Genomic DNA, 23,499 nt, shown 5'->3' on the forward strand with positions numbered 1-23,499 from the left:
AACAATCCTCAGACATTGGCCCTTTTAAAGCTATATGCGTACAGCGCTGCAAGGCGGATGGCCTCCACCATGCTTACGGGACTGGCCTTGCCCTTTCCGGCAATGTCAAAGGCAGTGCCATGGTCGACCGAGGTGCGCAGTATGGGCATGCCCAGAGTGAGCGAGATGGTGCGCTCAAAATCCACCATCTTGGTGGCGATGTGCCCCTGGTCGTGATACAGTGAAAGCACCGAGTCCCACGCGCCCTTGAGGGCAAAGTGGAAAACGGAGTCCGCCGGATTGGGGCCGTGCACGTTGAAGCCACGCTTCTTGGCTTCTTCAATGGCGGGCACAATCTCCACGTCTTCCTCGTTGCCGAACAGGCCGTGCTCGCCGCAGTGGGGGTTCAGGCCAGCCACCACGATACTGGGATTATCAATGCCCAGCAGGCGCATGGCTTCGGAACAGCGGGCAATGTAGTCGAGCACGCGGTCTTTCTTCACGGCGCGGCAGGCGTCCATGAGGGAAAGATGGCGGGTGAGGAAAAACACGCGCAGGCTGTGCACCTGAAACATGGTCAGGGGGTCTTTTGTACCCGTAAGGTCGCCCAGAATTTCTGTGTGCCCGATGTAGGGCACTCCCCCTGCCTTGAGGGATTCCTTGTTGATGGGCGTGGTGGCCAGGGCGTCGGTCTTGCCTGCCATGGTCAGCTCAACGGATTTTTTGATATACTCGAATGCAGCCTTGCCGCAGTGCGCCTGCACCTTGCCATAGGCAAACCCGGCCAGGTCCACATTGTCCAGATTCAGGATGTTGGCCGCGCCATCGCGCCAACCTTCAAGATTCTCGCCCACTTCATTGAAGTCGGGGCTAACGTTCATGATGGCGGAGGCGCGCTTCATGATCTCGGTATTGCCCACCACAAGCACACGGGCCACATCGGTCACAACGGGGTCCACCAGAGACGCCGCCAGAATTTCCGGCCCGACACCGGCCGGATCGCCCATGGGGGCGCAAATCAACGGTTTCATATTCAATATCCTTATTTTTGTATTTCAGGAGCTGGACTTCACCGGCAACGCCAAACGCCCCACACTAGAGCATTTAACACTTCAAATGCTCGCTTACGGCAGGCAAAAGCCTGCCTTCTCGCATTTCGCGGCAAGGATTTTCAGGAAAATCCTTGCAGAGCAGTTAACTCATTTCATTGGTTAGCTGTTCTAGGCCGGGCGCTTGCGCGTGGAAATCTTGGTGAAAAGGTACTCCACGCATTCCACCAGACTGCCCTTGTCGCCGACAAAGCCGCCCTTGGTTATCATCGGCAAATCGGCCTGAACGCCGCCGATAATGTGTCCGTACACAGCCAGGGGAAGAACCTGGTCGCGCACCGTAAACCCGCCCGCTTTCAGCGTGCGGATAACAGACACCGTGACTTCGCCGCCCGAAGTGTACAGGCCGCCAATGCGCAGGTCTTCGCGGCGCAGCGCCGCATCGGTCACGCTGGCAATGGCTTCGTTTATGCGCTGCGAAATCTCCGAGTGCGTGATGTTCATCTTGCGCGACATCTCGTCCAGAGAAAAAACGTCTTCCTTGCTGGCGGCAGTGCAGACGCCAAGCACGGTGACGCCGCTCGGCGGCGTAGCCACGGCATCAAGCACCCGCGCGCACTCGCTGGCGGCTTCGTCCTTTCCGGCCAAAATCTTGTGTACGTTCATGGGCACCAGATGGCAGGGATGCGCCAGATGCAGGGCTTCCATCTGAACACGGGTAAGCTCGCTGGTGCTGCCAATGGCAAGAAACACGCGGTTTTCATACTGCGAGCGAGGGGCCTGCACGCGCACGGCCGCCAGCTCGGCAGTGAAGGGGCCGGGATCAACCGACACGAGCGGATACGGAGCATCGGCCAGAGACTGCGCGATGGTGGTAATATCTTCATCAGCCACAGCGTCGCACACCACAACCCGGCACCCTTCCCCACGCAGTTCTTCAATGGCCTGGCGCACGATTGCAGCGCCTCCCAAAACTTTTTCAAGGGGAACAAATCCGCACTTCATGGCGCTCTGCCCGGCAAAAATCCTGAGGACGGACGTGTCCTTAACGGGCGTGGCCGCATCCTGTGCAATGGGCGAGCGCTCCAGCGGCACGCCGTGCACGATCTGATAACCGCCCACGCAGATACGCCCGGAGGACGGATAGGACGGCACCAGGACGGCAAGCGACTGTTCATGGCCGTAGCTGTCGTCCATAGCCTTGATGGCGGCCTCAATCTCCGCGCCCACGTTGCCGCGCAGGGTGGAGTCAACACGCTTGGAAACCAGCGCGGGCTTTTCGGCGCAGAACATCTTTACTGCCGCATACACGGCGTCCCACGCTTTCTGGCGAGAAAGCAGGCGGCTTTCCGCATTCAGTGAAACCGCGGTGAAAGCCGAAAAATACTGGGGATCCCATTTGTCCAGCCCAAGGCAGGTGGCGCTGGAAAACCCCTTGGCGGTGAGCAGCGCCCCATTGGCGTTGGCTCCTGTAAAGTCGTCTGCAATTACAGCTATATTCATGGCAAACTCTTTTGGTCCTCGCGGCGTTTGGCCAGACCGGTACAAAGGTTTGAAAAACGGATAGCCCTGATCAGGCTCCGGCATAAAGCAAGCGGGCCCCGACGCCTTCAAGGGCTTGCCGGGCGTCATGATTGAGGCCTTCATCGGTAATGACGCGATAAAAATCTTCCACTCCGGCCACACGCCAGGGGCTGAATTTCGCGTATTTTGAAGAATCGGCCAGAAGAATGCTTTTGTCCGCGCTGGCCATAAGCTGAATCTTGCGGTGCATCTTCTCCGAAGAGCTGGTGGTCACGCCGTGCTGGGCCCCCCACACGTTGATGCCCACAAAGGCCACGGTGGTGCGTATGCGGCGCAGATACGCCACAGAGTCAGTATCGTTGCAAGCCCGGCTGATGGGGTCTATCCGCCCCCCGGTAAGAAAAACCTCAATATGGGGATGGCCGGAAAGAAGCAGCGCGATTTCAAGATCCGGCGTAACCACGGACAGATTCTTGAATGGCAGTGAAGGCAACAGGCGCGCCAGCTCAAGGGTGGTCGTGCCCGCGTCAAGGCCGATGAACGAGTCATCCTGTATAAACTCGCATGCGGCACGCGCTATGGCAACCTTTGCCTCCAGCATGCTGCCCGCCTTGTGGGACCGGGGAATGTCGTGCGCCTCAAACCCCACGGGGACAGCCCCGCCCCAGGTAATTTCAAGCTGCTTTTGCTCTTCCAGCACCTTGAGGTCGCGGCGTACCGTCATAACAGAAATGCCCAGAGCCTTTGCAAGCTCCCGGCTGTTGACCGCGCCCTGACTCTTGATAAGCCGGGCCATCTTTCTACGGCGTTCGACTGGCAGCATGACAAACCCTGCTTCTGTGACAGTTTGATGTTGCTTTTTAGTCAATTTTGTTATTTTTTGTTATGCTCGCATATGATTAAATCGTCAAGACGTCAAACGGAAAAAGCCCCAGAACTCTTTTCCGGGGCTTTGATATTTCTATATATTTTTTTATGCTTTGTTACTTTTTGTTACCCTGCACTCATTTCCTCCTGACCTGAGTCAGGTTTGTTGACGCCCAGCGACACGCTGCGCTTTGCCCTGCCTTGATCTCTGACTGCGCGATCAGAGCAATTTAACTTTTAAATTGCTCCGACGGCTGCGTGAGCAGACGTTCGCTACGGAGGCGTAAGCGCAGTTTATCTGGCGGTTAAACGCTGAAGTGAGCGTGCCTTAAACTTTGAAAATGTATATTCTCAAAGTTAATCTGCTCCAAGAGGCACGCGCCGCAACAGAGCAGGAAACGACATGGGCCGCAAACCTGCACCCCCAAACCAAAGTCCACACAACGTCTGCCAACTGCGCCAGCCTGAAAGGCCGGATACGTGATTGGCATTATTAATCCTGTGCAGTTCTGCCAGATAAAGAACTACTGCCCCAGGCCATATTTCTTCATTTTTCTGTAAAGAGTCGTTCTGGCGATGCCCAGAGTCTCAGCAGCCTTGCTGATGTTTCCCCCGGCCGCTTCCAGTGTTTTACGAACCATATTTTCACACAAATCGTCCATGGAGGCATGCCCCGGCGCAATCTCTGGCTGCCCGGCAGCCAGACCCGTCACATTTTTCCCTGAAATATGGCGAGGCAGGCAGTCAAGCCTGATGGAGGCCCCGTCAGAAAGCACCAGGGCTCTTTCGCACACGTTCTGCAACTCGCGCACGTTGCCCGGCCAGGGATAGGCCTTGAGCATTTCCACCACGGCAGGCTCAACGGTCACCATGGGCAGGTTCAGCCGCGCGCAAAGCTTGCGCCAGAATGTTTTTGCCAGCAATTCCACGTCCCCTTTACGCTCGCGCAGGGGAGGCAGTTCAATTTCCAAGACATTGAGGCGGTAATAGAGATCAGACCGAAAAGTTCCCGCCCGCACCTCATCCGCCAGATTTACATTGCCTGCGGCGATCACACGAAGGTCAAGACGAACGAGGCGATTGCCGCCAAGAGGTGAAAAAGCCATTTCCTGAAGTACGCGCAAAAATTTTGCCTGCACTGCCAATGGCAGACTGTTCACCTCATCCAGAAAAAGCGTCCCGCCATTGGCGGCTTCAAGTCGGCCCTTCTGCCCGCCCTTTCGCGCTCCGGTAAAAGCGCCCTCTTCATAGCCGAATAGTTCGGCTTCGATAAGGTCATTGGGAATGGCTGCGCAGGAAATGCCGACAAAGGGCCGTTCGGGCTCATCTCCGGCATTGTGAATCGCCTGGGCAAAAAGCTCTTTGCCAGTACCGCTTTCGCCAAAAATAACGATACGCGAGGCCATGCGCGAAGCGCGCCGGGCCAGGTCGATAGCCTGCCGCAACGCGGGGCTTGCCCCAAGTATGTCTGTGAACTGGTACGTTGCTGTGTGAACCGGCGTGACCTCACGGGTCAGCGGAACAGCCGTTCAGGAGGTCGGCGGCGGCCCGCTGGCAGTTCTGCCCCTGTTTCGTCCGCCTGTGGCAGTCATGTCTGGATTCAGGGCAAGGGCCATGCCCACGGATTTTCCCGCGCTCAGTTCCACAGGCGAAAATGTGCAGGCGATGCGTTGCGGCCCCTGGCCTGTGAGGAACGTCAGAGTGTCCTGCCCTTGTCGTTGCCCGGCCAGAGCCCTTTGCAGCCTTTGAACATCAAGAGAACTCACCAGAGAAACCGCGCTTCTGCCAGGAAGTTCAAGTTCGCCAGACGTGAACAATGTTGACGCATGTTTGTTAGCGTGGGTGATGCCCCCATTGCCATCAAGCACCAGCAACGGGTAGGTCAGGGAATCGTGGGCATTCCGCAATAAAGCCTCAAGCTTCTGCCCGGTGGTTTCTATGGTCTGCTGGCGCACGCGCATGCCTATATAGTTGGCAAAAGTCGTCACCAGGGCGAGGGCCATTATCTCGGGGCTGGCAATATTGCCCGAAATGGTCAGCACTGCCAGAACGCCCGAGGCATCGGCCAGAATGGGAGCAGAAGCGCAGCGCCACGAATGCAGACCGGCATTGTAATGCTCATAGCCGCATATCTGCACCGGACAACGCCGTTGCAGCGCCATGCCTATGGCTGAAGCGCCAACCTTGTCGATATTCCTGTCAGCGCCCGGCATGTTGTATTGGGTGCGGGCCACATTCAGCAGATCCTTGTCGCCCACGGTAGCAAGAATGTGCCCGGACGAACCCGTAAGAATTGCCATGTGGCCGGTGCCGCTAATGCTCGAATCAAGCATCTCAAGCACCGGAGCCGCCGCGTTGAGCAACATGGCGGACTGGCTGCACAAGTCGTCAAAGGGCACCCTTTCCAGCACCGGCACTTCGGGAACCCGCACAGGGTCGATGCAGGCATTGCGACTAAGCAACCAGCCATCCAGGATGTGATCAGGCACACGCCCCCGGATTTCATGGCCATCAATGAAATCCTTCCAGGCTTCGTGAACCGTCTGCTGATACACGGGATTTTGTGGTGTGAAATCGACCGGAAGACACCTCATGTCGCCATTCCTCCTGATCGTGTAGCGGAAGCAAACACGACTGTAGCGTTACGCTACAATTATCTTTATATTACCAATCTAAAAAATTTTGTGCAACACAGGCTATCCTGATGGCATCAGTATTTTTTGTACTTCTGTGCAACATTGGCAGATTTTTTGCTATTCAATAATAAAATAGATCACTGCCAGCCATAAACACATCTTATTTTTTTGCGAAAAACTTTTACATATTATATTTTCAAATTAATTATCCTCAAAAAGATGAAATATGAATATTTTTTATAGAGAATTACATTTACGCATGCCCACGAAACAATCAGGCACAAATGCCTGCTGCAAAACGGCAGTGAACGCCTTTGCAGAATCTGCCGGTCTGCATCCTTTCCACCTTTACCGACGGAGACAATGCCATGCCAGAATATGAAGCATTTTTAGATATAGCCATGCGGGCTGCGGACGTTTCACGCCAGATACTCACTGAGCACAGACAGAAATACCTGCGTGGAAACTATGATTTCAAAACAAAAAACGACGCAAGCCCGGTGACGGAAACCGATGAGCGCGTGGAGCGTGAGATACGCTCGATCATTTCTGGCGCTTTCCCGGAGCACGGCATGCTTGGCGAGGAATACGGGGCCAACGCCGCCACCGCCGAATACGTATGGGTGATCGACCCCATCGACGGCACACGGCAGTTCATTGTGGGCTATCCATTTTACGGCACGCTCATTGCCCTGTGCCGCAACGGCATACCCGTGCTTGGCGTTGTGGAAATGCCCGTCATGGCTGAACGCTGGGTGGGCGTAAAGGGTCGACAATCCACAGTCAACGGCCTGCCCATACAAACCCGCCCCCATACTGACCTTGCCACCGCCCTGGTGGCTTCCAGCAATACCGAATTCGTCTTTGATTCAGACAGGGCAGCCTACAATCACCTCATTGCGTCCACCAAATGGCGCGTCTACGGCGGCGCTTGCTATGGCTACATGAGCCTTGCGGCAGGCAAAATAGACCTCTGCTTTGACAGCGGCATCATGCGTGAAGTGGATTATTGCGCTCTTGTGCCCATCATTGAAGGCGCGGGGGGCGTCATGTCCGACTGGGATGGCAACCCTCTGACCATGCACTCCGGCATGCAGGTTCTGGCATGCGGCGACCACAGGCTGCATGAACAGGTTTTGCGTGAAATCAAGGCACATCGCTAGAGCGGATTCCCTTTGAGAACATACATCCGCAAAGCTTTGCACACGCCAGCCCCGCGCTTGACAGCGCAGGCAAGCGGCGTTCACCGCTTCACGGCGGGCGTCAGCTTACGCAATCGCCAGAGCAATCTTTATGTGACGTTGCTCTAGCCATTCGATAGCGTACCCGCCCATCTTGCACAAGGATACGCCATGTTAGACTTCTTTAAGGCCTCACCTGCGCGCCCGGTTACCAAGAGTTCAGAAGAAATAGACAAAGACTATGCCTATTGGCGCATACACATGATGGCGTCCATATGGCTTGGTTACGCCATTTTTTACTTTACCCGCAACAGTTACAAGTCCATCATGCCAGCCATGCTCAAGGATCTTGACTGGCAGCTCTCGGACGTTGGCATCCTGAGCACCATTTTCTATATTGTTTACGGCTCGTCACGCTTTCTGGGCGGCATCATAAGCGACAAGTCCAATCCCCGATATTTCATGGGCGTTGGGCTCATCATCACAGGCATCATCAACATTGCCTTCGGCATGAGTTCGTCCCTGCTGGCGCTGGCCATTCTGTGGGGACTCAACGCCTTCTTTCAGGGCTGGGGCTGGCCGCCCTGCACCAAGATTCTCACCACATGGTACTCGCGCAACGAACGCGGCTTCTGGTGGGCCGTGTGCAACACCTCGCACAACGTGGGCGGAGCCATCATTCCGTTGCTCGCGGGATGGCTGGCCATACACTACGGCTGGCGCTACGGCATGATCATCCCGGGCATCATAGGCATTGTGGCGGGCGTCATTCTTTGCATCGTCATGCGTGACAGGCCGGAATCTATGGGATTGCCCAAGGTGGGCGAATGGCGCAAGGACCAGCTGGAGCTTGAACAGGTCAAGAAAAGCGAAAGCTCGCTCACCACATGGCAGGTGTTGCGCCTTTACGTCTTCACCAACAAATACATCTGGCTTCTGGCCATCTCCTATGTGCTTGTGTACGTCGTGCGCATCGGCGTCAACGATTGGGCCAACATGTACCTTGTGAAGGAACATGGCGTTGATCTGCTTGTGGCCAACAGCGCCATCACCATGCTTGAGATCGGCGGCTTCATCGGAACCATCGTCGCCGGATGGGGATCGGACAAGCTGTTCAAGGGCAACCGCATCCCGATGAACATCATTTTCATGCTGGGCATCATGTGCTCTGTGGGCGCGCTCTGGCTTCTGCCCCTGAGTTCCAAAATTGCCCTTGGCTCCGTATTTTTTCTGATCGGCTTTTTCATCTTTGGCCCTCAGATGCTCACCGGCATGGCCGCCGCCGAAGTCTGCCACAAGGAATACGCGGGCACGGCCACAGGCTTTGTAGGACTTTTCGGATATCTGGGAGCCGCCTGCACCGGTCTGCCGCTGGCAATGGTCATTGAAACCACAAGCTGGAACGGATTCTTCATCGTCATGACCGCAGCATCGCTGCTTTCGGCCATACTTATTGTGCCCATCATTGGTGGAAAGAAATAGATTCTGACAAGGTGTAGCACAAGGCTACACCTGTAGTATTGTGACGCATCAAAATCTGTAGCGTGCCGCACGCAGACAAAAAAGCAACCCAAAACAGCCATATTTTCTACGTACTTATATTTTATCTACTGTTGGTAGCTTTTTTGCTAGAGCCGATGCACAAACATCCAATGGAGGATACATGAACAACATTCACGGTATTTTCGCAGTAACGGTGACGCACTTTAATCAGGACGGCAGCATCGACTACGGCGCTATATCCAAACATATCCAGTGGCTGCTCAAATCCGGCGTACACGGCATCATGCCCGTGGGAGCCACTGGCGAATGGCCGGCGCTTTCCACCGACGAACGCAAGCAGGTTGCCGAATTCACCATGAAGGAAGTAAACGGCAAGGTTCCGGTGATTGTGGGAGCCATTTCGCCCAACGTCGATGTTTCGGTTGAACTGTCAAAACATGCGGGGTCCATAGGCGCTGCGGGCGTCATGATTCTTCCTCCTCCCGCCGTGCATCCCAGCCAGCATGAAATTTATGAATTCTACAAATACATTTCCGGCAAAAGTCCCCTGCCGGTAATGGTTTACAACAATCCCGGCAGCTGCGGCGTGGCCGTGTCGCCTGAAACTCTGGTAAAGTGCGCCCAATTGCCCAACATGGGCTTTCTTAAAGAATCCAGCGGCGACATCATGCGACTGACCCGTTCTGTGGACGAGGTGGGCGACAAATTGGTGGTTTTCTGCGGATGCGAAAGCCTGGCCTATGAAAGTTTTGTCATGGGCGCCAAGGCCTGGGTTTGCGTGCTTGCCAACATTGCCCCCGCCATGTGCGTCAAGCTGTACAACCTTATTGTCAAAGAAAACAAACTTGACGAGGCCCGGCAGGTATACCGGCAGATGCTGCCCTTGCTGCGTCTGCTTGAAGACACTGGCGAGCTCTGGCAGGTGGTCAAACACGCGCTTGCGCTCAAGGGATTCGGGACAGGCACTCTGCGCATGCCCCGGCAGCCCATTTCTGAAGAAGTGCGCGTTGAACTTGAAAAAATTCTCAAACAGGCCGACTTTTGCTAGCCTTTTTCATGAGGGGCGGCTTCGGTCAGCCCCTCATGCACATATCAGAGAAACTGAAGCAAAGGGAACAACCATGAGCAGCAAACGCACCGCCGGAGCCGTTGTCATCGGCGGGGGGGCGGTAGGTACCGCTGTGGCCTGCTATCTTGCCATGGACGGGGTTGATGTGACCCTTGTTGAGCGTGGCGAGTTTGCCTGGGGATCCAGCCGCCGTTGCGATGGGCATGTGGTCACCTATGACACGCCGCCCGGCGCATACAGCCAGTTCTGCAAATACGGGCAGGACATGTTTCATGATGCAGCAAAGTTTCTGCCCGTGGATTTCGAGTTTTCGCCCGAAGGGCTCGGACTGCTGGTTGATGACGAACGGGATCTCGACACTGTGCGCGCCAACTATGAAGGCAAGAAAAATGAGGGCATTGACGTCACCCTGTGGGACAGGGACGATCTGCGCCACCATGAGCCGAATATTGGCGACAGTATTCTGGCCTGCCTGAATTTCAACGGCGACTGCAAGCTTAATCCCATGCGTCTTTGTCAGGGGCTGGCCCTGCATGCGGAGGCCAACGGCGCCACCCTCATGACCAGAACCAGCGTCACTGGCCTGCGCACCGACGGGGGGCGGATCACCACTGTTGAAACGGACAAGGGACTCATCCAGACAGAGAACGTCATTCTTGCCGCAGGCGTCTGGACGCCCCTGCTTGCCGACATGGTGGGCCTTGCCGTTCCCGTCAGACCACGGCAGGGGCATGTTGTCGTGACCGAGCGCGTACGCAATCTGGTGGGCAAAAACTATGCGGAATATGGCTACCTTCTGGCAAAGGGCGGCAAGACGCGCAGCAATGCCACGCCAGAAATGGAGCACTTTGGCGTTGCCTTTGTGCTTGAGCCCTCCCACGCGGGAACAATCCTGCTTGGCAGCAGCCGCCGCTACGTTGGCATGAACATCCGCCCCGATCCCAGGGTCATGCGCATTATCGCCCAACGCGCCCGCCATTTCTACCCTGCCCTGGCAGATACGAGAGTCATCCGCTGTTATGCGGGCTTGCGCCCCTGTACCCCGGACGCCAAGCCCATCATTTCGCCCACACCTCTTCAGGGGCTTTTTGTGGCCACCGGACATGAGGGAAACGGCATAGGCCTTTCACTCATTACGGGCAAACTCATTTCAGAAATGGTGCGCGGGCAGGCTCCTTTCATGGACATCAGCTACATGGGCCTCGACAGATTCGGCTCTGGCGCTGCGGCACTTTCTGCCACAACAACCACCGCCTGAGGAGGACAATCGTGTTTGCCAAAACCACCCCTTCTGCGGGCAGGCAGGTGACCATTTATTTTGAAGGCCAACCCCTTGAGGTTGAAGAAGGCATATCCGTAGCCGCCGCTGTACTTGGTCCGTCGCACGGCTGGACACGCACCACACATGGCGGCCACAAGCGTGGTCCATATTGCCAGATGGGCGTTTGCTTTGAATGCCTCATGACCATTAACGGCGTCCCCAACCAGCAGGCCTGCCTCGTTCCTGTGGCTGAGGGCATGCGGGTGAACCGCCAGAATGGGGTTCCCGACTTCGGCAAGGAGGGCTGCAATCATGCGTAGCGCATGGGACGTAATTATTGTCGGCGCTGGCCCCGCAGGCATGTGCGCAGCCATCGAAACAGCACGCCAGGGGCTGCACACGCTGGTGCTTGACCGGCAAAGCGAACCCGGCGGTCAGATATTCAGAAGTGTCGGCTCCTCTGCCCTCGTTAACCGTCTTGGTTCAGACTATTCTGCCGGTCGGCCGCTGGTGGAAGAATTCAAGAACTGCGGCGCGACGTTTCTGCCAAGCGCAAACGTGTGGGACATAGCCCCGGACAGGGTATATTTCAGCGTACAGGGCCAAAGCCGCTGCATGACTGCCCGGCAGGTTGTGCTCGCCACAGGAGCTATGGAGCGCCCTGTTCCACTGCCAGGCTGGACCCTGCCCGGAGTTATGGGCTCCGGGGCTTCGGATATTCTGCTCAAGTCAGCCGCGCTGTTGCCCCAGGGCCCTGTGGTGCTGTGCGGCAACGGCCCGCTCATTCTTCAGGCTGCGGTGCATATGCGCCACTTCAAGGTTCCGGTGGCTGGCGTGCTGTTCACGGGCAGGATCAGCAACCTGCTGCGGGCCATGAAACATATTACCGGCGCCCTGGCCCGTCCCGGGTATTTTTTGCACGGCATCGGCATGGCCGCACAAACCGTTTTCTCGCAAAAATGTACCTTTGCCGCACGCGACCTCAGTGTAGAACAGGTTGAAACAGAGCGTCTGAACATAAAGTTCACCAGCATGAGCGGCAGCAAAAAAAGCCTTCAGGCCGCAACAGTGCTGCTGCATGAGGGCGTCATTTCCGAAAGCCGCATTACCCGACTGGCCCGATGCCGCCATACCTGGGATGAACGCCAGCGCTACTGGCATGCAAGTGCCGATGAATGGGGCCAGACCAGCGTGCCAGGCATTCGCACGGCGGGCGACGTGGCCCGTGTGCGTGGCGCGGCAGCCGCACAGGCTGAAGGCCGTCTGGTCGGCCTGGACGTCTGCCACGAACTGGGTCGCCTGAACATGAACGAACGCAACCGGCTTGCAGATTCCCATATGCGCATTGTCAGGCGTTGCCGGGCCTTGCAGCCCTTTCTTGATGAATACTTCGCCCCTACGCCATCTCTGTTGCAGCCAGCTGATGATGCCGTGGTCTGCCGCTGCGAAGAACTCACAGCACAGGACCTTCAGCAGACCATCAAACAAGGGTGCTTTTCGCCAGATGGTCTCAAGGCCCAGGCCCGTCCCGGCATGGGCACCTGCCAGGGCCGCATGTGCGGACAGGCAGTGGCCGAAATGATCGCCCATACTCAGGGGCTGCCGCTGGATCAGTTGCCGCAGTACACGGCCCAACCGCCGCTCTTTCCCCTGAACCTGGGCGAGTTGGCGGACATGCCAATGCCCCCTGACCTCAGCTAGAGCATTGAACATTTGAAATGCTTGCTTACGGCAGCCAAAAGCCTGCCTGTTCGCATTTCGTGGCAAGGATTTTCAGGAAAATCCTTGCAGAGCAGTTACCTCATTGCATTCGTAAACTGCTCTAGAGCGGATTGCTGTCGAGAACATGCAGCAGCAACGTTTTCGACACGCCCGCTACAGCGCTTAACAGCGCAGACAAACTGCGCGTGCGCCTTCACGGCCAGCGCCTGCTCACGCAGCCGCCTCAGTGATTTCGAAATGAAATTGCTCTAACCGCAAAGGCTTTTACAAGAGGAGAAACCCAATGTCTCAATTCCTTACCTGCCAGGAGTACGAAAATCTGGCGGCCAACCTGAAATATCCCACCCTGGCCTTCATTGGCGGCAAATTTGTTCCTGCCGTTTCGGGCAAAACCTTTGCCACCATCAACCCCGCCACAGGCAAAGAACTGGCTCAGGTTGCAAGCTGCGGCAAAGAAGACGTGGACAAGGCCGTGGCTGTGGCCCGCAAAACCTTTGATTCCGGGGTGTGGTCCAAGATGCACCCCACTGAACGTAAAAAAATATTTCTCAAACTTTGCGGCCTGATGGAAAAACACATGGTCGAGCTTGCTGTGCTTGAAAGCATCGACAGCGGCAAGCCCATCCGCGAAAACCTGTGCACCGACCTGCCTGAAACCATCGAATGCCTGGAGTGGCATGCCGAATTCAGCGACAAGCAGTACGGCAGCACCTCGCCTTCCGGCAACCTCAAGCGCGGACTTATCATACGGGAACCGGCAGGCGTTGTTGCCTGCGTGTTGCCCTGGAACTTTCCCCTGCAGATGGTCGGGTGGAAGCTTGGCCCCGCTCTTTCCGAAGGCAACAGCGTCATCATAAAACCCGCCAGCGTCACCTGCCTTTCAACGCTGCGACTGGCCGAACTGGCGGCAGAGGCCGGGGTTCCCGAAGGCGTGCTTCAAGTGTTGCCCGGCCCCGGCGGCCTTGTGGGCGAAGCCCTGGGCCGCCACATGGATATCGACGTTCTCTCGTTCACCGGCTCCACCGATGTGGGCCGCCTCTTTCTGCAGTACTCCGCCGAAAGCAATCTCAAGCGTGTGGTGCTGGAGCTCGGCGGCAAAAGCCCCTTTGTGCTGCTTGAAGACTTTACGGACTTCGAGTTCGCCGCAAGCCATGCCTGCTCCGCCGCATTCTGGAATATGGGCGAAAACTGCACCGCCAATTCGCGCATTATCGTGCCCGCGAGTAAAAAAGACGCCTTTTTGGACGCTTTTGTGGCTAGCCTCAGTGAATGGCGGATGGGCAACCCCCTTGATCCCGCCAATGCGCTGGGGTCAATGGTCAGCGAGCAGCAGTTCAAGACTGTCATGGGCTATATTGAAAAGGGCAAAGCCGAAGGCGGGCGCATTGTCACGGGTGGCAAAGCTGCCGCCATCGGCAGCGGCCTTTTCATCGAGCCCACGATTTTTGACAATGTGAAGCGCGATGCCACAGTGGTGCGCGAAGAGATATTCGGCCCTGTTACGGCCATCCTTACAGCCACTTCTGATGAAGACGCGCTGGCCATGGCCAACGACACCTGCTACGGCCTGCACGGCTCCATCTTCACCGAATCGCTGACCAAGGCGCACGCCTTTGCCAGTGAACTCAAGGCGGGCACCGTGTCCGTCAACTGTTTCAGCGAAGGCGACAATACAACGCCCTTTGGCGGATACAAGCTTTCCGGTTTCGGCGGCAAGGACAAGGGGCGCGAGTCTCACGACCAGTACACCGAGCAGAAAACAATATTCATAAATCTTGACAGGTAGCCACGACAGGCCTGGCCAGTCCGCCGGATGCGGAACTGGCCAGGCCAAGCCATAACTCAAGAGGAGCCGCCATGAAACTGTCTCACATGATCCAGACTATTGACACCCATACGGCTGGCAATCCCACACGCAATGTGGTGGCTGGTTGCCCTGCCGTTCAGGGAACAACCATGCAGGAGAAAATGGCCTACGCCATAGAACACCTCGACTGGCTCATAAGCTCTCTCATGCTCGAACCGCGCGGGCACAGCAACATGTCAGGCACCATATGGGTTCCCCCCTGCAATCCTGAAGCTCATATGGGCATACTGTTCATTGATGCTGGCGGACTTATGCCGATGTGCGGACACAGCACCATAGGCTGCGTCACCGCCATGCTTGAAAGCGGAACGATCATTCCTGAAGGCGAAGTGTGCAACGTCAATATCGACACCCCCGCCGGTCTGGTGCGAACCAGAGCGGAAATGAAGGACGGCAAGGTAACTCGCGTAACCTTTCGCAATGTTCCCTCCTTTCTGTTCTGTTCCGGCACGGTCGACGTGCCCGGCATAGGCGAGGTGCCCTACGACGTGGCCTATGGCGGCAATACATATGCCATTACTGACGCCAAATATTTTCCTGGCCTGAACCTGCGCTCCGGCTACCGATCCATCATTGAAAAAGCCGCCCAGGCATTTGGTGGGGCCGTGCGCAAGGCCGTGGACTTCAAACATCCGGAACAGCCCTTTATCAATGTCATCACCCACGTGATGTTCTACACCACACCTGACGATCCCAAGGCCACGTACCGTAACACAGTGGTTTTCTTGCCAGACTCCCTCGACCGCTCGCCTTGCGGCACTGGCACTTCCGCACGCGTGGCTTCACTCTTTGCCAAGGGCGAACTGGGCCTGAACCAGGAATTCGTGCATGAGAGCGTCATCGGCACCCAGTTCACGGCGAGAATTGTGGAGCCAGCCACAGTGGGCCCCTGCAAGGGCGGCGTGCCGGAGGTCAGTGGAACCGCCTATCTTACTGGTTTCCACAAGTTTGTTATTGACCCTTCGGACGCGCTTGCCAAGGGATTCAGGCTGGATTAGGGCAGAAGGCCTTTGGACGGGCGTACCCAATGTTTGCTCCACGCCCGTCACGCTGACGAACAGCGCAGACGAACAGCGTAGACGAACAGCGTAGACGAGCAGCGAAACAAACCGCGCGATCACTTCAGGGCACCGCCTGTTTATGCGAGCGACCGGAGAGATGTAGCGTGAGATTGCGCTGACCGCGAGCCGCCTTGAAAAACCTGCACTGCTTTGAGGGATGAACCCCGCAGGAAAAATGAAAAGCGTTGTGCCTGCGCCCATCCGCAAACACCTTCAGACATGACAGAGCACCTCTTTGTTTTTGACACAGGCTTTGCGCCAGAATTTGCGCCATTCCCACTCCCCCGGCGCAAAGCCTGTGCAGTACAAACATTTTCGTCCTGCGCCGCGTCCCTAGATTTTGATCTGCAGGACAATGCGTGAAGGACGACATGCGCAAATATTCAGTCCGCCGCCAGCACACAATGAAAAAGATGCGCCGCCTGCTCTAACGCTGCACGAAAGTGCAGAGCGCCACAACGTGGCGTGGATTCATCGGCTGTATGAAAACTTTGAAGTGTGAAGCAGGTCAAAGGTAATCTGCTCTGGATCAGACAAACTGCGCCTACGCCCACACGGCGAGCGTATGTTTGCGCGGCGGCCAGGGCAATTGCAAAGTGGATTGCTCCATTTTTTCTCTCATCGCGGGGCGTGGCGCGTCATGTCAAAGAGTGCTTACGCAAAAACATATACAAAATAGTATCACCACACAGCATTGTTTCAAATAAGTACATTTGTAGCATTTTGCTGCGTTGCAATAATCTGATGCTTATGAGCGCATTTTTATAATTTAATTATTGCAGGCAGTTTCGTTATGGCAACATTTTTGCAAAATGATGCCGTCAGGTAACGCCCGAGCACAGATGCTTTAATTTCAATGTGGCTTTTGAGTGGGGAAAAGGTTCACGACTGGCTTAAATAACACCGGATACCCATAGACAGCGGGAGGAAGATTTTATGGCTGAACAAGGGAAATTCAAAAAAGAATTGAATACCACAGACCTCACGTTTGTGGCACTGGGGGCTATCTTTGGATCCGGGTGGTTGTTTGGAGCAAGTTATGTCGCGCAATATGCGGGACCTGCCGGGATCTTTTCTTGGATCATAGGTGGTATCACAGTATTCTTTCTTGGCCTTGTGTACTGTGAACTTGGCGCGGCCTTGCCCAAGGCTGGCGGCATCATTCGCTTTCCTGTTTTTTCTCACGGGGAGCTTGTCGGGTATCTGCTTGCATCATTGACCGTCATTGCCTTTTCAAGCCTCATCGCCATAGAAGTGGTGGCTGCACGCCAATATGCCGCAGCCTGGCTGCCCTGGCTCACGGCGGACGCCTCCGGTTCACCTACCCTGGCGGGCTGGATAGCCCAACTTTTGCTGACGGTCTTTTTCTTTGTAATCAACTATAACGGCGTCAAATCTTTTGCCATCGCCAACAACATCATCAGTCTCTTCAAGTTTGTGGTCCCCGCGCTGGTGATGGTTGTTCTGATGTACTATTTCAAGCCGGAAAACCTGACGTCGCATGGTTTTGCACCCTTTGGAAGCCACGGCGTGCAAATGGCGGTGACCGCCGGGGGCGTCATCTTTGCCTACCTTGGCCTGACACCAGTGGTTTCAGTGGCCAGCGAGGTAAAAAATCCCCAGCGCACCATTCCCATTGCCCTGCTGCTGTCCATCGTGCTTTCCACCATCATATACATTGTCCTGCAACTGGTTTTTCTGGGCAGCATTCCCCCGGACATGCTTTCTGAAGGCTGGGGCAGCATAGCCGCAAAGTTTTCGCTTCCCTACCATGACATCGCCTTACTGCTGGGTCTTGGCTGGCTGGGCATTCTTGTGGTGGCCGATGCGGTCATCTCCCCCGCTGGCACCGGCAATATATATATGGTCGCCACTCCACGGGTGATATACGCCTGGTCGCGGAGCGGCACGTTCTTTGACCGCTTTTCCGCTGTGGACAAAAAATCGGGCATCCCCCGTCCCGCGCTTTGGCTCACGCTGGCTCTTTCCATATTCTGGACCATGCCCTTCCCCTCCTGGAAGGAACTTATCAACGTGGTTTCCGGCGCTCTGTGCCTCAGCTATGCGCTTGCCCCCATTGCCTGCGGCGCGCTGCGCATAAACGCCCCTGATCTGCCCCGTCCCTTCCGTGTACGCGGACTGGAAATCATATCGCCGCTGACCTTCATCATTGCGTCCCTTATCGTGTACTGGTCAGGATGGAGCGTCATCTGCTGGCTGTTCCCCATCGAAATAGTGCTGTTTGTCGCCTACATTCTTGCCAGTCAAAAAGTACCCACCCAGCACGTAAGCCTGCAGCAGCAAATCAAGTCATCCCTCTGGCTTGTGGGCTACTATATAATGACCTTGATCATTTCCTATCTTGGATCCTTCGGGGGCAAGGGGATTCTGACCGCGCCCTGGGATGTGGTCGCCATGGGTCTCGTGGCTTTGGTTTGTTATTATTGGGCCATGAAAACATGCCTGCCAACGGCCAATATTACCGAAGCTCCCGACGCTGATTAATATTTTGCGTCCACCCTTAACACATGCGCCGGAGCTTAACGCTCCGGCGCATGTCTTTGTTTGTGCGACAGGATGCATAATTCAAAACAACATAAGGCATACAGTCGGCATTATACCGCACACAAAAAACTTAATTGAAGGCATGTTGCATACGCAACATTAAAACAAATTCGCAAACCTGACAGATACAGCACGTTTTATATCTTTTTGTATGACACTCATACCTTTAATTTACCCTAATGACATATTATATTACACTTTTTACATTAAAAAAACCATTCAAACATGATACTTTTCAAAAAATAAAGTTATGATATAGTATGTCCTAGCAATTTCGTCGTGAACTTGCCTCGTGCCTGCGGAGCAGGCGCACGCCATAAAAAATTTGGCGCGTTTTATCATCGCTGCCATACCGTGAAGCGGCGAATCATAAGCTTTGATGGCGATATTTTCAAAGCTGCTCTGCTCCACAGGCAGGACCCGAACTGTCTTTCGCCTTCGATACATTTTCGTATCTACTTGAACCACAACACTAAACGTATGTTGAAAAACAATGCTCAGGAGATCATATGAACAAGTTATTAACCATTGCGCTGGGGGTATGTCTGACATGCATTATTGCCAGCAGCGCCATGGCCAGCAATGATATTATCACCACCTCCGATCAGGAGGCGGTACTTGAGATCGCCAAAGGCTTTGGCAGTGCAGATTTGAGCACAACAGGCAAGGGAACGCCCGTCCTCAAAGGCCGTATGGACGGCACCAAGTACGCCATATGGTTCTCCGGCTGCACTGACGGCAAACGCTGCAGCGCTTTGCAGTTTCTTGGCGTGTGGAAAATCAAGGATTTTTCGTCAGAAAAGATCAATACCTGGAATGCGCAAAAAATGTATTCCAAGGCTTATATTGACAAAGACGGAGACCTTATTCTGGAAATGGATGTCTTCATGCGCTATGGCATGACCAAAAAAAATCTGGAAGAAGTGTTTGACCTGTGGCAAACGTCGCTCAAGCATTTTTCTCAGCAGCTTTCTCAAGGGACGCAGCCGAACTAGGCCGACCTTCACGCAATCAGCCATAAAAAAAACCGGCCAGGTGGCCGGTTTTTTTATGGCTGTCTAAAGAGCGGAGTGCGCAAGCTTCTGTCTTGAGCGCTGCTTTCATGCCGCGCTCAGTCCGACCGGGCAGCGCCAGCCGACATACGCAGCCATGCTCTCAAGTCCGCGTCACTCCCTGTTCAGGCCCTACGCAGAAGGCTCTACCGGGTTGACGGAACCCGCAAAAGGATACGGCCCGTCAAAGGTCACATTCGTCGGAATCTGACAGACGTGCGTGTTCAGGGTCTGGTTTTCCCAATGGTGCAAAAGGTATCCCGGCGCTTCCATAACAAACGTGTCTCCGCCTTGGGGCGAAAGATCCAGGTCTATCTGCATGGCCGCCGAAGGCGCGGTCACGCACAGCCGCCCCTGCCACTGCGTGATTATGGGCCGGTGCATGTGCCCAAAGCACAGCCGCAACTGCGGGTTGTCTGCGACCAGAGCGGCAAACTCTTGCTGATTTTCAAACGGTTCGTCCATAACGCCCAGCCCCGTGCTGAACGGCGGATGGTGCATAAAAAGCAGGGTCTGCACCTGCGGCCTTTTGCGCAGTTCGCCAGTGAGCCAGGTCTCCACCGTCGGAAAAAAATGACCGGAGTGGGAACCGGGATGCATGCTGTCCAGCACGATCAGGCGCAGATCGTCCATTTCAACCGTGTAGCATATGTGCGGAGCAACGTTGGGGTCTGAGGGGCACCAGTCCTTCAATACGGTCTGCATCCTGTCGCGCCTGTCGTGATTGCCGGGCAGCGCATAGATGGGAATGTTCAGAGGCGTGAACGACTCCACCAGGATATGGTAGGCGTTCAGATCGCCGCTGTCGGCCAGGTCGCCGCTGAGGACAATAACGTCAGGCTTTTGCGCCATGCTTTTCAGGTGCGCCACGGTGGCGTCCAGGCATCGGCGAGTGTCGACGACTCTGAATGACAGCTTGTTATCGCCGCGCAGATGCGTGTCAGATAATTGCAATATACGCATGATCACCCCTGATATTACAGCTTTGCCCCGGCCTGGACGCCGTTGAAAGCCTGCGCCTGGCGCTCGGCCCTGTTGTGCCTGCGTTGGATGGTGAAGGCGGAAAATGCGCTGGTTGCGGCCGCGATGAGCACAAAGATGCAGATATAGAACGGATTGCCGTCATTCCACTGCATAAGCGCCGTGCACACGCCAGGCACGATGCCAGCCACAAGAAAGCCCGGGAACTGATACACTATTGAAATGCCCGTATAGCGCACCTCTGCCGGAAAAAGATCAGAAAAGAGCGCGGCTTCCGGCCCGAAAACACCCGCATAGCAGATACTGAGAGGAATGGCTATGGCCAGACCGATGATGAACATATTGCCGCCGCTGCCCTGCATGAGCCAGAACGCCGGGAATATGGTCAGGCCGCAGGCCAGGCTGGCCAGGCCGTAAATGCGGCCCCGCCCGAAACGGTCGGCAAGGCGTCCCGCGATAAGAATGAAGGGGCACATCAGCAGCGCCGCGATCATGACCGCCGTCAGGGCCTCTGTGCGCGTGACGTTTATATACTGCACAAGATAGCTGATGGAAAACACGGCAAGCACGTTGAAGAACACGCCGTCAATCCAGCGCGCTCCCACGCCAAGGGCGATATTGCCAGGATAGTTTTTGCACACCGTAACGATGGGCATGACCTTTTTTTCAGTGTGCCCTTCGTCCTGAGCCTTGCGGAATTCCGGAGTTTCAAGGATGTGGGTACGCACATAGAGGGCAATGGCGATAAGCACGATGCTGAGGATAAAGGCGAGCCGCCAGCCCCACTGCATGAACTGCTCGTTGGTCAGCAACCAGGAAAGCAGGGCCACCACGCCGGAAGCAAGGCAAAGCCCCGTAGCCAGGCCCATTTGCGGGATACTGGCATAAAAAGCCTTTTCGCGTTCATTGGCATATTCATACGTCATAAGAACCGCCCCGCCCCACTCGCCGCCAAGGCCAAGCCCCTGGCACAAGCGCAGTGTTTGCAGCAGGATGGGAGCGGCTATGCCGATGGATGCATAGGTAGGCACAAGCCCTATGCCCACGGTGGCGATGCCCATGATAAGCATGGTCAGGATAAGCATACGCTTGCGGCCCAGCTTGTCGCCATAGTGGCCGAAGATGAAGCCGCCCAGCGGGCGCGCCAGATAGCCGATGGCAAAGGTGCTGTACGCCAGAATGGTTCCGATGAACGGATCTGCGGTGGGGAAATAGAGCTTGTTGAAAACGATGCCGGCAACGACCCCATAAAGGAAAAAGTCGTACCACTCAATGGTGGCGCCAAGCAAACTGGCAATAACCACCTTGCGCATTTCTTTTTTGCTGGTGGTATGTTTATCCATTCCTGCGTTGGGCATGCTCCCTCCACTGCTGCGGGCAGGGGGCTTTCCCTACCGCACGGTAATTAAAAGTTTTAATAATTTTTATAACTCTCAGAAAAAACAATTAAATTTTTGAGCTAAAAAAATTAAATATTAGCTCAAAACTTAAACTACTCAGACAAAAAAGCGCTTTGCACTCGCAATACCACGCTGCAGATTTTTATGTCAATTGAAACATTATTAAAGTTTTTAATTTATTTTATTGACTCGCCAAGGTCAACATGGGAAGTTACAGCAATAGAAAGTTGCGGCCATTCCCGATTCGCTCCTGCCCGGCCCTGTGGCGGCATCTCTGCGGCGGCAATGTCCTGTAACCAGCGACTGTACCCTGGCATTGCTCTGGCCACAGCATGCGGTCGACTGCGACCGGGCAGAGTCGCAACCCCTGCACGCAGTGCCTGCCGCAGCATTTTGTCCACACCGTCTGCCCGAACCGCTGACGGGGCCACTGCGCTCCACGCTGCCAGGCAGAATATCGGGGGCGCGAGCATGCCTGCTCCGCTGCTTGCAGCGCTGTGAAAAAATGTGTCAACACGCTGATAAAATTTGATAATATCTTTCAAAAATACAACACGCCGTGGGAACAAAGGAAGAGAAGATGACTCCTGATGGTGAAAACCCGAGAATCGCCAAAAAAACCACGCTGAAGGACGTAGCCCGTATGGCGGGCGTATCCTCCGCGACGGTTTCAATGATACTCAATGGGCGTGAAGGCGTATCCTTTGCGGAAGAAACCGTGAAAGGGGTTATGGCCGCCGCCGCCAAGCTGAACTATGGCCGCGAGCGCCGGGCCAAAGCGGTCATTGAGGGCGGGCCTGTCATACTGATTGTCGTGCCCAACGTCACCAATCCCTACTACGCCACCATCATCCAGGCCGTACAGCAGGCCGCCGCTGAAAAAAATTACGCCACCTGCATATCCACTACCTACCGCAGTCTTGAAAGTGAACTTGCCGCAGTCCAACTGGCGCAATCCACCGGTATGGCGGGCATCATCTTCGCCATGCTGGCTCACCCGGATGAAGTTCTTTCCCGCGTGGGGAGCAAGATGCCCATAGTGGTCATGGGCGACAGGCGCGTGGACCTCAGCGTGGACACGGTTGAGCTGAACAACTATGATACAGGCAGCCTCATTGCCCGGCACATGTGCGAACTGGGCCATAAGCATATGGCCTACATTTCCACAACGCTGGACTCCTGCAACCCTATCCGCATGCAGCGCCTCAAGGGCCTTCAGGCCACCATCAGCCAGCTTTGCCCCGAAGGGACCCTGCTGGTCAAAAGCCGCACCATCTCGCCAAAGGTTGAACTGGATAACCTGCTCATTGAGCACAGCGTTGGCCATGAGCTTGCCCGCGGCTGCTTCGAGGACAAGAAGATCACCGCTTTTATAGCCGTAAACGACATGGTCGCCTATGGCGTCATGGACGCAGTGCTCGAAGCGGGCTTCAGCATACCAGGAGATTACAGCGTTTGCGGTTTCGACAACCTTTTGCCGTCGCAGTTCAGCAAAGTGGCCCTGACCACAGTGGAACACTATATTCAGGATAAAGGGCACAACGCCCTGGATCTGCTGCATGCAAGAATCGGCGGGCAGATCTCAAGCCGCAACATCACCAGGGTTGAGATCAGCCACAAACTCATTGTGCGCTCGTCCACAGGGTTGCCCCGGACGCGCCCCATATAGCGAAAAAACGTAGGCCAGCTGACGCCATTATCCCCGAATACGGTTCGGCACAGGCGGCCAGCTTGTTCGACTTGAAATTGCCGTGGCAGTCCGCAGGCCGTCGCTCGGGTGAT

Annotated in this window: 18 protein-coding genes; 11 read left to right on the forward strand and 7 right to left on the reverse strand. The window is 55.5% G+C overall.

Going from position 1 to position 23,499, the window contains the following annotated elements:
• Positions 1–8 precede the first annotated feature (8 nt).
• The 5 genes from pdxA to BCS36_RS03650 form a co-directional block, all read right to left on the reverse strand.
• A complete protein-coding gene (gene pdxA, locus BCS36_RS03630) occupies positions 9–1,010 on the reverse strand; it encodes a 4-hydroxythreonine-4-phosphate dehydrogenase PdxA (RefSeq protein WP_291301550.1) in 1,002 nt (333 codons plus the stop codon).
• Positions 1,011–1,199: 189 nt separating this feature from the next.
• Positions 1,200–2,531 carry a four-carbon acid sugar kinase family protein gene (locus BCS36_RS03635; RefSeq protein WP_291301551.1) on the reverse strand — a complete coding sequence of 444 codons (1,332 nt, stop codon included), beginning with the start codon at positions 2,529–2,531 and terminating at the stop codon, positions 1,200–1,202.
• 70 nt (positions 2,532–2,601) lie between these two features.
• Positions 2,602–3,375, reverse strand: a complete 774-nt coding sequence (locus BCS36_RS03640; RefSeq protein ID WP_291301552.1) for a DeoR/GlpR family DNA-binding transcription regulator — start codon at positions 3,373–3,375, stop codon at positions 2,602–2,604.
• A gap of 568 nt (positions 3,376–3,943) precedes the next feature.
• A complete protein-coding gene (locus BCS36_RS03645) occupies positions 3,944–4,936 on the reverse strand; it encodes a sigma-54 interaction domain-containing protein (RefSeq protein ID WP_367209191.1) in 993 nt (330 codons plus the stop codon).
• Between the two features lie 12 nt (positions 4,937–4,948).
• Entirely contained in the window at positions 4,949–6,013 is a 1,065-nt protein-coding gene (locus BCS36_RS03650; RefSeq protein WP_291301553.1) for a PAS domain-containing protein, read from the reverse strand.
• A 356-nt stretch (positions 6,014–6,369) separates the two neighbouring features.
• Between BCS36_RS03650 and BCS36_RS03655 the strand changes: the two genes are divergently transcribed.
• The 10 genes from BCS36_RS03655 to BCS36_RS03700 all read left to right on the forward strand — a co-directional run bounded on the left by BCS36_RS03655 (position 6,370) and on the right by BCS36_RS03700 (position 19,279).
• Complete coding sequence (locus BCS36_RS03655) at positions 6,370–7,218, forward strand: inositol monophosphatase family protein (RefSeq protein WP_291301554.1); 849 nt, start codon at positions 6,370–6,372, stop codon at positions 7,216–7,218.
• A gap of 189 nt (positions 7,219–7,407) precedes the next feature.
• Positions 7,408–8,718, forward strand: a complete 1,311-nt coding sequence (uhpC, locus tag BCS36_RS03660) for an MFS transporter family glucose-6-phosphate receptor UhpC (RefSeq protein WP_291301555.1) — start codon at positions 7,408–7,410, stop codon at positions 8,716–8,718.
• A 181-nt stretch (positions 8,719–8,899) separates the two neighbouring features.
• Positions 8,900–9,787, forward strand: a complete 888-nt coding sequence (locus BCS36_RS03665; protein WP_291301556.1) for a dihydrodipicolinate synthase family protein — start codon at positions 8,900–8,902, stop codon at positions 9,785–9,787.
• Positions 9,788–9,860: 73 nt separating this feature from the next.
• Positions 9,861–11,066 (forward strand): FAD-binding oxidoreductase, encoded by a 1,206-nt coding sequence (locus BCS36_RS03670; protein WP_291301557.1) that lies wholly within the window; start codon positions 9,861–9,863, stop codon positions 11,064–11,066.
• A gap of 11 nt (positions 11,067–11,077) precedes the next feature.
• A complete protein-coding gene (locus tag BCS36_RS03675; RefSeq protein ID WP_291301558.1) occupies positions 11,078–11,389 on the forward strand; it encodes a (2Fe-2S)-binding protein in 312 nt (103 codons plus the stop codon).
• Positions 11,382–12,770: an FAD-dependent oxidoreductase gene (locus tag BCS36_RS03680; RefSeq protein WP_291301559.1), complete on the forward strand. Its 1,389-nt coding sequence runs from the start codon at positions 11,382–11,384 to the stop codon at positions 12,768–12,770. The genes BCS36_RS03675 and BCS36_RS03680 overlap by 8 nt, the downstream gene beginning before the upstream one ends.
• A 304-nt stretch (positions 12,771–13,074) precedes the next feature.
• Positions 13,075–14,577 carry an aldehyde dehydrogenase gene (locus BCS36_RS03685; RefSeq protein ID WP_291301560.1) on the forward strand — a complete coding sequence of 501 codons (1,503 nt, stop codon included), beginning with the start codon at positions 13,075–13,077 and terminating at the stop codon, positions 14,575–14,577.
• Positions 14,578–14,648: 71 nt separating this feature from the next.
• Positions 14,649–15,656, forward strand: coding sequence for a proline racemase family protein (locus BCS36_RS03690; protein ID WP_291301561.1), 1,008 nt, complete (start codon positions 14,649–14,651; stop codon positions 15,654–15,656).
• 999 nt (positions 15,657–16,655) lie between these two features.
• On the forward strand, positions 16,656–18,224 hold the full coding sequence (locus BCS36_RS03695) for an APC family permease (RefSeq protein ID WP_291301562.1): 1,569 nt from the start codon (positions 16,656–16,658) through the stop codon (positions 18,222–18,224).
• Between the two features lie 569 nt (positions 18,225–18,793).
• The gene (locus BCS36_RS03700) at positions 18,794–19,279 is read left to right on the forward strand and encodes a YbjN domain-containing protein (RefSeq protein WP_291301563.1); all 486 of its coding nucleotides are present in this window, start codon (positions 18,794–18,796) and stop codon (positions 19,277–19,279) included.
• A gap of 189 nt (positions 19,280–19,468) precedes the next feature.
• Here the strand turns inward: BCS36_RS03700 and BCS36_RS03705 are convergent, their stop codons facing one another.
• Positions 19,469–20,299, reverse strand: coding sequence for a phosphodiesterase (locus BCS36_RS03705; RefSeq protein WP_291301564.1), 831 nt, complete (start codon positions 20,297–20,299; stop codon positions 19,469–19,471).
• Between the two features lie 14 nt (positions 20,300–20,313).
• Entirely contained in the window at positions 20,314–21,675 is a 1,362-nt protein-coding gene (locus BCS36_RS03710; RefSeq protein WP_291301565.1) for an MFS transporter, read from the reverse strand.
• 601 nt (positions 21,676–22,276) lie between these two features.
• Between BCS36_RS03710 and BCS36_RS03715 the strand changes: the two genes are divergently transcribed.
• The gene (locus BCS36_RS03715) at positions 22,277–23,386 is read left to right on the forward strand and encodes a LacI family DNA-binding transcriptional regulator (protein WP_291301566.1); all 1,110 of its coding nucleotides are present in this window, start codon (positions 22,277–22,279) and stop codon (positions 23,384–23,386) included.
• Positions 23,387–23,499: the final 113 nt, after the last annotated feature.

The sequence above is a fragment of the Desulfovibrio sp. MES5 genome (assembly GCF_002237645.1).
In the GTDB taxonomy this organism is placed as follows: domain Bacteria; phylum Desulfobacterota; class Desulfovibrionia; order Desulfovibrionales; family Desulfovibrionaceae; genus Desulfovibrio.